The following is a 12876-nucleotide window of genomic DNA, read 5'->3' on the forward strand; positions in this document are numbered from 1 at the left end:
ACTATATGTTTCTCGGGTTCCCGACCGAAGGAGGCGTTGCGATGGGCCATGGCCACGGGCACGGATCCGCGCTCCCCGCCGCGGGCAGCGCCTCCAGCCGGTACGTCCGCAGGCTCGCGGCGGCGCTCGCCATCGGCGCCACCTTCATGGTCCTGCAGTTCGTCGTCGCGCTGGCCACCTCGTCGCTGGCCCTGCTCTCCGACGCCGCGCACATGTTCACCGACGTTCTCGGCGTCGGTCTCGCGCTGCTGGCGATCGTGCTCGGCAGGCGCAGCACACCCACGTTCACCCGCACGTTCGGCATGTACCGCGCCGAGGTGCTCGCGGCGCTGGCCAACGCGGTGCTGCTGTTCGGCGTCGCGGGCTACGTCGTGTACGAGGCCATCGACCGGCTCGGCGACCCGCCTGCCGTGCCGGGCCTGCCCGTCCTGCTCGTCGCGGTGGCCGGGCTCGCGGCCAACGTCGTCTCGTTCCTGCTGCTGCGCGACGGCGCCAAGGAGAGCCTCAACGTCCGCGGCGCCTACCTCGAGGTGCTCGCCGACATGATCGGTTCGATCGGCGTCATCGTCAGCGCCGTGGTGACGCTCACGACGGGATGGCGCTACGCCGACCCGCTCGTCGGTGTGGCGATCGGACTGTTCGTGCTGCCGAGGACCGTCGTCCTGGCCGGGCGCGCGCTGCGGATCCTCTTCCAGCACGCGCCGCACGGCGTGGACGTGGAACGGATCAACGCCGAGCTGGCCGCCCTGCCCGGCGTCGAGGACGTGCACGACCTGCACGTCTGGACGCTCACCTCCGGCATGGAGGTGGCGTCGGCCCACCTGACGATCGAGCCGGACGCCGACTCGGCCGGGGTGCTCTCGGCGGCGCGCGACCTGCTCGCACGGGACCACGCGATCGAGCACGCGACCCTGCAGGTGGAACCGCGCGAGGCCGCCCGGCGCTGCGAGCAGCTGTCCTGGTAGGTCAGGGGTACGGCAGGGGTTCCGCGTCCCGCTCCGCGAGCAGCCGCCGCATCAGGTCCATTTCCGCGCCCTGTGACGTCAGCATGCTCTGGGCCAGCGTGCGGACCGCGGGAACCGCCGCGTGGTCGCGGGCGTACTCGGCCATGTCGGCGCCGCCCTGGTGGTGCCGCAGCATCAGCTGAAGGAACTTCACGTCCAGTTCTGCGCCGGAGAGGGAGCGCATCTGCTCCATCTCCGCGCTGGTCGCCATGCCCGGCATCGGCGCGTCCCCGGAAGCCTGCTCGGGCGCGGCGTGGCCGTGCGCGTGCCCGTCCGGGCCCGCCATCCACGTCATGTACTCGCCGAGCGCCTGCTCGGGCTGGCCCCAGAGCATCAGCCAGCCCTTCATCCGGCCGATCTGCTCCAGCTGGGTGCTGCCGATGTCGAACGCCAGCTGCCGGATCGCCGGATCGTCGGTGTGCGCCCTCGCCCAGTTGGCCATCGAGACGGCTTGCTCGTGGTGCAGCGCCATGTCCTGGGAAAAGCCGACGCTCACCGAACCCGCCTGCGGCGTCGCGGCGGGTTCGTCCCGGAACGTCTCGGTGAGCATCATCCCGCCCGTCGCACCCACCAGCAGGAGGGCGAGGGCGGCACCCAGGTAGATCACCCAGCGTGACCACGCGGGCCGGGGATCGGCGGTGTCCGGCTCCGGCACGGTCTCGGTCTCCGTGCCGGACTCCGCTTCCGTACTCACGGTCCGATCAGCCCTCCGAGCCCTGGCCGGGCTGCTGCTCGCCCATCTGCTGCGCGCTCTCCGAACCCTGGTAGTCCATCGGCTTGGCGTCCGGGCCCGGCGGCTCCGGGTTGAACGGCGGCGGGTTGTCGGGATCGAACATGCCCGCGCCGAGCGCGTCACAGGACGCGCCGACCTCGGGGTAGGTGTTCGGGTTGCGCCGCAGCGCCGCGATGAACTGGTCGATGCGCTCGTCCTCGGCGCTGTCGACCTTGAGCTGGTGCCCCCACGACTGCAGCGAGATCGGCGATTCCAGCCCGGGGTAGGGCGACATCATGGTGTACGGCTTGCCGTCCACGCGGGCCTTGAGCAGCTCGAGCGCCTCGCCCTTGATCTGGTCGGGGTTGTAGGCGATCCACACGGCCCCGTGCTCCAGCGAGTGCACCATGTTCTCGCTGCGCACGCCCTGCTCGTAGACGGTGCCGGTGCACGCGGCCCAGTAGCCGTCGTGCGGCCCGCCGAACGGCGGCGTCTCGTCGTAGGCGACCCGTTCCGTCGGCAGCACGTGGGCTCCGCCCTCGTAGCCCTTGATCTCGACGCCTTGGATGTCCTTGGCCGGGTCCGGGTTCTCCGCGGACGGCGCGAACGCGGCGGCCGCCTCCTCGCGGGCCCGCTGCTCGCGCTTGTCGGCCGAGGCCACCCAGTAGTAGCCGAACACGCCGGCGGCCAGGAGCAGGATCCCGACGACGGCCATGATGGTGCCCCAGGGGGTGTGCTTCTGTTTCACCACCGAGCCGCGCGCCGCCTTGACGGCACCACTCTTGCGTGCCCCTTTTTTCTTCGTGCCGCTACCCATGGCTCCCGCGTTTCGTCGGACGTGGAATTGGCGTGCTCGTGCCTGGTCTGCCAGTGTAGGGAGCACGTGTCTACTCGGTGTCAACGGCCACCGGGCGGCCCCGTCGGGCGGTCACGGACCGTCGCGCCCGCGGCCGTACACTCGCCTGGTGACTCCCGCCGCTCTCGCCGACCTCGTTCGTTCGTCCGCCGTGCAGGTGCTGACCGCGCGTGGCCTCGACCACAGCGTGCTGCCCGACCCCGTGACGATCGAGCGACCGCGCAACCCCGAGCACGGAGACTACGCCACCAACCTGGCCCTCCAGGTAGCGAAGAAAGTAGGACTGGCGCCCCGGGAGCTCGCCGAGGCGCTCGCCGCGGAGCTGACCGCCGCCGAGGGCATCGCCTCGGCCGAGGTCGCCGGTCCCGGTTTCCTGAACCTCCGGCTCGCCGCGGACGCGCAGGGTGAGCTCGTGCGGCGGGTCCTGTCCGCGGGCCGGGACTACGGCCGCGGCGACGCGCTCGCGGGCACGCGGATCAACCTGGAGTTCGTCTCGGCCAACCCGACCGGGCCGATCCACCTCGGCGGCACGCGCTGGGCCGCCGTCGGCGACGCGCTCGGCAGGCTGCTGGCCGCGCAGGGCGCCGAGATCACGCGCGAGTACTACATCAACGACGCCGGGGCGCAGATCGACCGGTTCGCCCGGTCGCTGATCGCGGCGGCGCTGGGCGAGCCCGCCCCCGAGGACGGCTACGCGGGCAGCTACATCAACGACATCGCCGCCGAGGTCCTGCGCAAGGAGCCCAGCGCGCTCACCAAACCGGAGGACGAGCGGCACGCGATCTTCCGGCAGGCCGGGGTCAGCCTGATGCTGGAGGAGATCAAGCGGACCCTGCACGAGTTCGGCACCGACTTCGATGTCTTCTTCTCCGAGGCCTCGCTGCACGAGTCGGGATCCGTGGCGGAGGTGGTCGAGCGGCTGAAGGAGGCGGGCAGCCTCTACTTCGCCGACGACGCGTGGTGGCTGCGCTCGACCGACCACGGTGACGACAAGGACCGGGTGGTGCTCAAGAGCGACGGCACCCCGGCCTACATCGCGGCCGACATCGCCTACCTGCGCGACAAGTTCGAGCGCGGTTTCGACCTGTGCATCTACATGCTCGGCGCCGACCACCACGGCTACATCCCGCGGCTCAAGGCGGCGGCCGCGGGGCTCGGCCACGACCCCGGCGCGGTCGAGGTGCTCATCGGCCAGCTCGTCAACCTGGTCAGCGGGGGCAAGCCGGTCCGGATGAGCAAGCGCGCGGGCAACGTCGTGACGCTGGAGGACCTGGTCGAGGCCGTGGGCGTGGACGCCGCGCGGTACGAGCTGTGCCGATACTCGGTGGACTCCATCCTGGACATCGACCTCGACCTGCTGCGCAAGCACACCAACGAGAACCCGGTGTTCTACGTCCAGTATGCCCACGCCCGGCTGGCCTCGTTGCAGCGCAACGCGGCCGAGCTGGGCCTGCGGACCCAGGCCGACGCGGACCTCGGCCTGCTCACGCATCCGAGGGAAGGCGACCTGATCCGCACGATCGGGGAGTTCCCCACCGTGCTCAGGAAGGCGGCCGAGCTGCGCGAACCGCACCGCGTCGCCCGCTACCTCGAGTCGCTCGCGTCGGCGTACCACAAGTTCTACGACGTGGCGCGCGTCCTGCCGCAGGGTGACGAGGAGGCGACTCCGCTCACCCACGCGCGGCTGGCGCTGTGCGAGGCCGCCCGCCAGGTGCTCGCCAACGGACTGTCCCTGCTCGGGGTCTCCGCCCCGGAACGGATGTAGTGAACGGCTATGTGCGCTCACCCCGCGGGGCCCCGGCATGCCGAGGTTTACCCGCACGTCGACCAGGCCGGTTTTCCACCGTCCACTTCGGAGGAACTGGACCGGCTTTACCCGAAGGTGTGGCCCCGCAACGCCTACCGCGCGCCCGACGGCGTGGTGCGGATCGCGGGCGTGGACGTCCGGGAACTGGCCCGGACGTACGGCACGCCGCTGTTCGTGATCGACGAGGCCGACTTCAAGTCCCGGTGCGCCGAGTACGCCGAGGCGTTCGACGACCCGGCGCTCGTGCACTACGCGAGCAAGGCGTTCCTGTGCACGGAGATCGCCCGCTGGGTGGCGGCACAGGGGCTGAGCCTCGACATCTGCAGCGGCGGTGAGCTCGCGATCGCGCAGCGCGCGGACTTCCCGCCCGAGCGGATCACCTTCCACGGCAACAACAAGTCCACCGCCGAACTGGAGGCCGCCGTCGAGGCCGGCGTGGGCACGATCGTGCTCGACTCGTTCTTCGAGATCGCCCGCCTCTCCGACGTGGCGGCCCGGCACGGCATCACGCAGAAGGTGCTGGTGCGCGTCACGGTCGGCGTCGAGGCACACACCCACGAGTTCATCGCCACCGCGCACGAGGACCAGAAGTTCGGCTTCTCGCTCGCCGCGGGCAACGCCGCGGAAGCGGTCCGGCGCGTCCTGAACGCCCCTTCGCTGGAACTCGTCGGCCTGCACAGCCACATCGGCTCGCAGATCTTCGACGCCGACGGCTTCGAGGTGGCGGCCCGGCGTGTCATCGGCCTGATCGCGGAGCTGGCGAAGGAGCACGGCGACGAGCTCGTCCAGCAGTTGTCCACAGTAGACCTCGGTGGCGGCTTCGGCATCGCCTACACCGACCGGGACAACCCGCCGCCGCCCGCGCAGATGATCACGCAGATCCGCGAGATCGTCCGCAAGGAGTGCGAGTTCGCCGGCCTGCCGGTGCCCCGCATCGCGGGCGAGCCCGGCCGCGCCATCGCGGGTCCGGGCACGGTGACGCTGTACGAGGTCGGCACCGTCAAGGACGTCGCGCTCGGTGACGACGCCGTGCGCCGGTACGTCAGCGTTGACGGCGGCATGAGCGACAACATCCGCACCGCGCTCTACGACGCCGCCTACGACTGCAGGCTCGTGTCCCGCGCCAGCGACGACGGCCAGCCGCAGCAGGTCGGGGCCGCGCTGTCCCGAGTCGTGGGAAAGCACTGTGAGTCCGGCGACATCGTGGTCCGCGACTGCTGGCTGCCCGACACCCTTGCCCCCGGCGACCTGCTCGCGGTGGCGGCGACCGGTGCGTACTGCTACTCGATGGCCAGCAACTACAACCGGCAGCCGCGGCCGGCCGTGGTCGCGGTCCGCAACGGCAGTGCCCGCCTGCTGCTGCGGCGGGAGACGAACGAGGACATGCTGCGCTTGGAGGTGTCGTGAGCGACGAACGCGTCAGGGTCGCCCTGCTCGGCTGCGGAACGGTCGGCAGCGAGGTGACGCGCGTGCTCCTCGACGAGGCCGACGAGCTGGCCGCCAGGGTGGGCGCCCCGGTCGAGCTCGCCGGGATCGCCGTGCGCCGCCCCGACAAGCATCCCGAGCTGCCGCAGGAGCTGCTCACCAACGACGCGGGCGCGCTCGTCGAGTCGGACGTCGACATCGTCGTCGAGCTGATCGGCGGGATCGAGCCCGTGCGCGGCTGGCTGCTGACCGCCCTGCGCAAGGGCAGGTCCGTGGTGACCGCCAACAAGGCGCTGCTCTCGGAGCACTCGGCCGAGCTCGCCGAGGCGGCCGACCTCTCCGGCGCGGACCTGTACTACGAGGCCTCGGTGGCCGGTGCCATCCCGCTGCTGCGGCCGCTGCGCGAGTCGCTGGCCGGTGACCGGATCACCCGCGTGATGGGCATCGTCAACGGGACCACGAACTACATCCTGTCCGCGATGGACGCCACCGGAGCCGGGTACGCCGAGACCCTCGACGAGGCGAGCAGGCTGGGCTACGCGGAGGCCGACCCGACCGCCGACGTCGACGGCTACGACGCGGCGTCCAAGGCGGCGATCCTCGCGTCGCTGGCCTTCCACACCCGCGTGACGGCCTCCGACGTGCACCGCGAGGGCATCGCCGGGATCACCGCCTCCGACATCGCGGCCGCCCGGCTGCTGAACCGGACCGTCAAGCTCCTCGCCATCTGCGAGCGGGTCACGGCCGACGACGGAACCGAGTCGGTCTCCGCGCGCGTGCACCCGGTGATGATCCCGCGCAGTCACCAGCTGGCCGGGGTGAACGGCGCGTTCAACGCCGTGTACGTCGAGGCCGACGCCGCGGGCGAGCTGATGTTCTACGGCCAGGGCGCGGGTGGCGCGCCGACGGCGAGCGCGGTGCTCGGCGACCTGGTCGCCGCCGCGCGCAACCGGGTCGCGGGCGGCCGGGGTCCACGCGAGTCCGCGCACGCGGCGCTGCCGGTCCGGCCGATGGGCCAGACCCCGACGCGGTACCACATCAGCCTCGACGTGGCCGACCGCGCGGGTGTGCTGGCGCAGGTGGCGCAGGCGTTCGCCACGCACGACGTGAGCATCGCGGCGGTGCGCCAGCGGGACCGCAACTCCACCGCGAGCCTCGTCATCGTCACGCACTCGGCGCCGGACGCGGCGCTGCGGGCGACGGTGGACGAGATCGGCAAGCTCGACGTCGTGCGTGAGGTCGTGAGCGTGATGCGGGTGGAAGGCGAGGACTCGTGAAGTTCGGCACCGACCCGGGCTGGCCGGGCATCATCAACGCCTACCCCTCGCGGATCCCCGTCCCGGAGGGCGCGGAGGTCGTCACGCTCGGCGAGGGCAACACGCCGCTGCTGGCCGCGCCGCATCTGTCCGAGCTCACCGGCTGCTCGGTCTTCCTCAAGGTGGAGGGCGCCAACCCCACCGGGTCCTTCAAGGACCGGGGGATGACCGTGGCCATCACGCACGCGCTCGCCAGCGGGCTGCGGGCGGTGATCTGCGCGTCCACCGGCAACACGTCGGCCTCCGCGTCCGCCTACGCCGCGCGTGCGGGACTGACGAGTGCCGTGCTCGTGCCGCAGGGCAAGATCGCGCTCGGCAAGATGGCGCAGGCCGTGCTGCACGGCGCCCGGATCCTGCAGGTCGACGGCAATTTCGACGACTGCCTCGAACTCGCGCGCAAGACGGCGGCCGACTACCCGGTGACGCTGGTGAACTCGGTCAACCCCGTGCGCCTCGTCGGGCAGAAGAGCGCCGCGTGGGAGATCTGCGACGTGCTGGGGGAGGCCCCGGACGTCCACTGCCTTCCGGTCGGCAACGCGGGGAACATCACCGCGTACTGGGCCGGGTACACCGAGTACGCCGCCGACGGTGTGGTGGACAACACACCGCGCATGTTCGGGTTCCAGGCCGAGGGCGCGGCGCCGCTCGTGCACGGCGAGCCGGTGCCGTGCCCGGAGACCGTGGCGACCGCCATCCGCGTCGGCAGTCCCGCGTCGTGGGACTCGGCGGTCAAGGCGCGCAACGCCAGCGGCGGCCTGTTCGAGGCGGTCTCCGACGAGCGGATCCTCGACGCCTACCGGCTGCTCGCCCGGCGCGAGGGCGTGTTCGTGGAGCCCGCTTCGGCCACGAGCGTCGCGGGTCTGCTGGTCACCGCGGCCGACGGCAGGCTGCCGCGCGGGTCCACCGTCGTGTGCACGGTGACCGGGCACGGGCTCAAGGACCCGGCCACCGCGCTGGAGGGCAACGTCGAGGTGGAACCACTCTCGGTGGACCCGAGAGCCGTCGCCGCGGCGCTGGAGCTGTCGTGACGAGCCTCCGCGTCACGGTTCCGGCCTCGACCGCGAACCTCGGCCCCGGCTTCGACACGCTGGGCATGGCGCTCGGCCTGCGCGACGTCGTCGAGGTGCTGGTCACCGAGCCGGGACTGAAGGTCGAGGTCCTGGACGCGGGCGCGGGCGATGTCGGCGACGTGCCCACCGACGGGACGCACCTGGTGGTGCGCGCGCTGCGGCGGGCCTGCGAGCACCTCGGCGTCGAGATGCCGGGGCTGCACCTGCGCTGCCACAACGCGATCCCGCACGCGCGGGGGCTCGGCTCGTCGGCGGCCGCCGTGGTCGCCGGCGTCGCCGCGGGCTACGCGCTGGCCGGACGCGGCCTCGACGACACGGTGCTGCAGCTGGCCGCCGAGTTCGAGGGGCACGCCGACAACGCCGCCGCCAGCCTGCACGGGGGTGTCGCGATCGCGTGGCGCGCGGACGGCCGGTACCACGCCGAACGGGTCGAACCGCACCCGGCGCTGCGCCCGGTGGTCGCGGTGCCCGCCGAGCGGTCGTCCACCCACGCGACGCGGGGGCTGCTGCCGGAGCGGGTTCCGCACGCCGACGCCGCGTTCACCGCGGGCCGCGCCGCGCTCGCCGTGCACGCCCTCACCGCGCGGCCGGACCTGCTGCTGCCCGCCACCGAGGACCGGCTGCACCAGGACTACCGCGAGCCCGCGTACCCCGCCAGCCTGCGGCTGCTGCGTGACCTGCGGGAACGGGGGGTGCCCGCGACGATCTCCGGCGCGGGGCCGACCGTGCTCGCGCTCACGACGACGGGAATACTCCCCCCGGGCACCGTTGTTGACGGATTCGAGGTCACCGAGCTGCCCGTCGATCCGATCGGCGTGCAGGTGACCGCCGGAGAGTGAGGCACGCCACGCAGGGGGTGGTTGTTGCACCACGACCCCCGGCGGTCTACCCTCGGGGGCGTTCGGTCATCGTGCACATTCCGCACCCGGTGCTGGTCCCGGGGTCTTCCCGGATCACATCTTTCGTCAATCCGACGGGCTTCCGGTAGCCACGATGGTCGGCTCAATCCCCGTGCTGGCGGTTCCGCCGCTGTGACTCGCACGTCTCAGCCCGAGCCGGTTCGCACGGGGAACTAGAACGCCGTCTCGCAATTCGGACGCGGGCGGCGGTCCGCTGGTCCACCGTGGAGGCGTGGATCGGTCAGGAAGGACATGTGTGAGCAACACCGATCTTTTGAGCGGCGACGTGAACACCCAGGCTGAAACGTCGGGTGCCGGGGAGCAGACGCCGCAGTCCAATGGTGCCGTCGCGGCGCCGAAGCGGCGTCCGGGCGGGCTGTCCGGCATGGTCATCGCCGACCTGCGGGCACTGGCCGGTGAACTGGGCATCAGCGACACCACGGGTATGCGTAAGGGTGATCTGATCGCCGCGATCAGGGAGCGTCAGGGCAAGTCGAAGCGGGGCCGCCAGGACGAGGGCGAGGCACTGCCGCTCGAAGGGGTCGAGCAGGCCGGCAAGCAGAAGGCCGCGGAGGCGACGCGGACTCCGGCCGAGGCACCCGCCGCGAAGCAGGCCACCGAGCAGCCCGAGCGGCCGACGTCCGGCTCGGAGCAGAAGCAGGCGGAGAAGTCGGCAAGGGACTCCGCCGCTCCCGCCCAGCCGCAGCAGGACGAGGGCCAGCCGGCCGAGGAGGGCGGCCGCAACCGGCGCCGCCGTGGTGGCTCCGGCCGCCAGTCCGGCGGCGGCTCCGGCTCCGACTCCGGCAACCAGGGCGGCCAGGGCAACCAGCAGGCTCAGCAGGGCGGCCAGCAGCGTGGCGGCGGCGAGGGCAAGCAGGGCAACAACCAGCGCGGCCAGCAGGGTCAGCAGGGTCAGCAGGGCGGCGACGAGGACGACGAGCGCGGCGGCAGGCGCGGCAGGCGCTTCCGGGACCGGCGCCGTCGCGGCGGTCGCGGCGAGGGGTCGGGCGGTCCCGACACCGAGATCCGCGAGGACGACGTGCTGCTGCCCGTCGCGGGCATCCTCGACGTGCTGGACAACTACGCGTTCGTCCGCACGTCCGGCTACCTGGCCGGGCCGAACGACGTGTACGTCTCGCTGTCGCTCGTGCGCAAGTACGGGCTGCGCCGGGGGGACGCCATCACCGGCGTCGTCCGCCAGCCGAGGGAGGGCGAGCAGCAGCGGCAGAAGTTCAACCCGCTGGTGCGCGTCGACTCGATCAACGGCCTGGACTCCGAGGTGGCCAAGAAGCGGCCCGAGTTCCACAAGCTGACGCCGCTGTACCCCAACGAGCGGCTGCGGCTGGAGACCTCGCCGAACAAGCTGACGACCCGGGTCATCGACCTGGTGATGCCGGTCGGCAAGGGGCAGCGTGCGCTGATCGTCTCGCCGCCGAAGGCGGGCAAGACGACGATCCTGCAGGACATCGCCAACGCGATCAGCACGAACAACCCCGAGTGCCACCTGATGGTCGTGCTCGTGGACGAGCGGCCGGAAGAGGTCACCGACATGCAGCGGTCGGTGAACGGCGAGGTCATCGCCTCGACGTTCGACCGCCCGCCGTCGGACCACACCTCGGTCGCCGAGCTGTCCATCGAGCGGGCGAAGCGCCTCGTGGAGATGGGGCACGACGTGGTCGTGCTGCTCGACTCGATCACCCGCCTCGGCCGTGCCTACAACCTGGCGGCGCCTGCCTCGGGCCGGATCCTGTCGGGTGGTGTCGACTCGACGGCGCTGTTCCCGCCCAAGCGGTTCCTCGGCGCGGCCCGCAACATCGAGGACGGCGGCTCGCTGACGATCTTCGCCACGGCGATGGTCGAGACCGGCTCGACCGGTGACACGGTGATCTTCGAGGAGTTCAAGGGCACCGGCAACGCCGAGCTCAAGCTCGACCGCAAGATCGCCGAGCGGCGCGTGTTCCCCGCGGTGGACGTCAACCCGTCCGGCACCCGCAAGGAGGAGCTGCTGCTCTCGCCCGACGAGCTGGCGGTCACGCACAAGCTGCACCGGGTGCTGCACGCGCTCGACTCGCAGCAGGCGATCGACCTCCTGCTCGACCGGCTGCGCAAGACGAAGACCAACATCGAGTTCCTGATGCAGGTCTCCAAGACCGCGCCCGGTACCGACGACGACTGACCCCTTCACCGCGCAGTGGGGTCGTGAGTGGGAAACGTTGTTCTAACCACTCGGAACACTCACGACCCCCGGCGCGTTGAAACCCAGGTCAGCGCGTCTGGCAGAATTCATCCGCTGAAGTCCGGCACCGGTTCACCCCGCGGGACGGGGACCCGGCGGCCATCGAGAGAGGACCCCATGAAGAGCGGTATCCACCCCGAGTACGTGACCACCACGGTGACCTGCGGCTGCGGCAACACGTTCACCACCCGCAGCACCAAGGAGACGGGCTCGATCCACGTCGAGATCTGCTCCAACTGCCACCCGTTCTACACGGGCAAGCAGAAGATCATGGACACCGGTGGCCGGGTCGCCCGCTTCGAGGCCCGCTACGGCAAGCGCGCCAAGAAGTCCGGCTCCCAGTAGCTTCGCCGACGGCGCCCGCACCTGCCCCCGCGGCAGGGCGGGCGCCGTTTGTCTGTGCAGAGAGACCGCCCGGCCGAGGCCAGGCCTGAAAGCGAAGGACCATCCGTGGACTCGAGTTCGCTGCGAGGGCTGCTCGACGAGTACGCCGAGCTGGAGGAACAGCTCGGCGACCCGTCCGTGCACGCCGACCAGGCGCGCGCCCGCACGCTGGGCCGCCGCTATGCCGAACTCGCGCCCGTCGTCAAGACGCTCGGCGAACTGGACGCCGCACGGTCGGACCTGGCCGCGGCCCGCGAGCTGGCCGCGGAGGACCCGGCGTTCGCTGCCGAGGCCGAGGAGCTCGCCGCGCGTATCCCGGCGCTGGAGACGAAGCTGACCGAGCTGCTCCTGCCCCGCGACCCGTACGACACCTCCGACGTGGTCATGGAGATCAAGTCGGGGGAGGGCGGCGAGGAGTCCGCGCTGTTCGCGGGCGACCTGCTGCGCATGTACCTGCGCTTCGCCGAGCGGCAGGGCTGGAAGGCCGAGGTGCTCGACGCCACCGAGTCCGACCTCGGCGGGTACAAGGACGTGACGCTGTCGGTCAAGGGCAGGAGCGCCGAAGCCGACGGCGTGTGGTCCCGGCTGAAGTTCGAGGGCGGCGTGCACCGGGTGCAGCGCGTGCCCGCCACCGAGTCACAGGGCCGCATCCACACCTCCGCCGCCGGCGTACTCGTGTACCCGGAGCCGGAGGAGGTCGAGGTCGAGCTCGACCCGAACGACCTGCGCATCGACGTGTTCCGGTCCTCGGGGCCCGGTGGCCAGAGCGTGAACACCACCGACTCCGCCGTGCGGGTCACGCACCTGCCCACCGGCATCGTGGTGTCCTGCCAGAACGAGAAGTCGCAGATCCAGAACCGCGCCAGGGCGATCCAGGTGCTGCAGGCGCGCCTGCAGGCGATCGCCGAGGAGGAGGCCGCGGCCAAGCAGGCCGACGCGCGCCGCTCCCAGGTGCGCACCGTGGACCGCTCCGAGCGCGTCCGCACCTACAACTTCCCGGAGAACCGCATCTCCGACCACCGGGTCAACTACAAGGCGTACAACCTGGACCAGGTCCTCGACGGCGACCTGTCCGGCGTCCTCGACGCGCTGCTCGCCGCCGACCGGGAGGAACGCCTCTCCGCGGCCCAGGCGGTCTGAACGGGCGGCCTCGTCCGCGTCGCGGTG

The 12876-nt window shown here is 71.7% G+C and carries 11 protein-coding genes; 9 read left to right on the plus strand and 2 right to left on the minus strand.

Annotation, left to right across the window (positions count from 1 at the left end):
* Nucleotides 1-41: 41 nt before the first annotated feature.
* Nucleotides 42-965 carry a cation diffusion facilitator family transporter gene (locus tag B0I33_RS07865; RefSeq protein ID WP_106177901.1) on the plus strand — a complete coding sequence of 308 codons (924 nt, stop codon included), beginning with the start codon at nt 42-44 and terminating at the stop codon, nt 963-965.
* A gap of 1 nt (nt 966) precedes the next feature.
* On the opposite strand, the gene B0I33_RS07870 is transcribed toward B0I33_RS07865, so the two are convergent.
* Complete coding sequence (locus B0I33_RS07870; RefSeq protein ID WP_425440452.1) at nt 967-1698, minus strand: DUF305 domain-containing protein; 732 nt, start codon at nt 1696-1698, stop codon at nt 967-969.
* 7 nt (nt 1699-1705) lie between these two features.
* Nucleotides 1706-2533, minus strand: a complete 828-nt coding sequence (locus B0I33_RS07875; RefSeq protein ID WP_106177902.1) for a thioredoxin-like domain-containing protein — start codon at nt 2531-2533, stop codon at nt 1706-1708.
* 148 nt (nt 2534-2681) lie between these two features.
* Between B0I33_RS07875 and argS the strand changes: the two genes are divergently transcribed.
* From argS to prfA, 8 genes are all read left to right on the plus strand, one after another.
* Nucleotides 2682-4337, plus strand: coding sequence for an arginine--tRNA ligase (argS, locus tag B0I33_RS07880; protein WP_106177903.1), 1656 nt, complete (start codon nt 2682-2684; stop codon nt 4335-4337).
* Nucleotides 4338-4346: 9 nt separating this feature from the next.
* Nucleotides 4347-5786 carry a diaminopimelate decarboxylase gene (gene lysA, locus B0I33_RS07885; protein WP_106177904.1) on the plus strand — a complete coding sequence of 480 codons (1440 nt, stop codon included), beginning with the start codon at nt 4347-4349 and terminating at the stop codon, nt 5784-5786.
* On the plus strand, nt 5783-7081 hold the full coding sequence (locus B0I33_RS07890) for a homoserine dehydrogenase (protein ID WP_106177905.1): 1299 nt from the start codon (nt 5783-5785) through the stop codon (nt 7079-7081). The genes lysA and B0I33_RS07890 overlap by 4 nt, the downstream gene beginning before the upstream one ends.
* Nucleotides 7078-8148 (plus strand): threonine synthase, encoded by a 1071-nt coding sequence (gene thrC / locus B0I33_RS07895; protein WP_106177906.1) that lies wholly within the window; start codon nt 7078-7080, stop codon nt 8146-8148. Before B0I33_RS07890 ends, thrC begins: the two co-directional genes overlap by 4 nt.
* Nucleotides 8145-9029 carry a homoserine kinase gene (gene thrB / locus B0I33_RS07900; protein WP_106177907.1) on the plus strand — a complete coding sequence of 295 codons (885 nt, stop codon included), beginning with the start codon at nt 8145-8147 and terminating at the stop codon, nt 9027-9029. The genes thrC and thrB overlap by 4 nt, the downstream gene beginning before the upstream one ends.
* A 316-nt stretch (nt 9030-9345) precedes the next feature.
* The gene (rho, locus tag B0I33_RS07905; RefSeq protein ID WP_106177908.1) at nt 9346-11265 is read left to right on the plus strand and encodes a transcription termination factor Rho; all 1920 of its coding nucleotides are present in this window, start codon (nt 9346-9348) and stop codon (nt 11263-11265) included.
* A 177-nt stretch (nt 11266-11442) separates the two neighbouring features.
* Nucleotides 11443-11670 (plus strand): 50S ribosomal protein L31, encoded by a 228-nt coding sequence (gene rpmE / locus B0I33_RS07910; RefSeq protein WP_106177909.1) that lies wholly within the window; start codon nt 11443-11445, stop codon nt 11668-11670.
* Between the two features lie 105 nt (nt 11671-11775).
* A complete protein-coding gene (gene prfA, locus B0I33_RS07915; RefSeq protein ID WP_106177910.1) occupies nt 11776-12849 on the plus strand; it encodes a peptide chain release factor 1 in 1074 nt (357 codons plus the stop codon).
* The last annotated feature ends 27 nt before the right edge of the window (nt 12850-12876 follow it).

This window comes from Prauserella shujinwangii, from assembly GCF_003001955.1.
GTDB classification, from domain to species: Bacteria; Actinomycetota; Actinomycetes; order Mycobacteriales; family Pseudonocardiaceae; genus Qaidamihabitans; species Qaidamihabitans shujinwangii.

Bases quoted from the DNA above. Each gene is read 5' to 3' on its own strand.
- rpmE (WP_106177909.1), top strand. From the start codon at position 11,443: ATGAAGAGCGGTATCCACCCCGAGTACGTGACCACCACGGTGACCTGC.
- B0I33_RS07875 (WP_106177902.1), bottom strand. From the start codon at position 2,533: ATGGGTAGCGGCACGAAGAAAAAAGGGGCACGCAAGAGTGGTGCCGTC.
- lysA (WP_106177904.1), top strand. From the start codon at position 4,347: ATGTGCGCTCACCCCGCGGGGCCCCGGCATGCCGAGGTTTACCCGCAC.
- B0I33_RS07865 (WP_106177901.1), top strand. From the start codon at position 42: ATGGGCCATGGCCACGGGCACGGATCCGCGCTCCCCGCCGCGGGCAGC.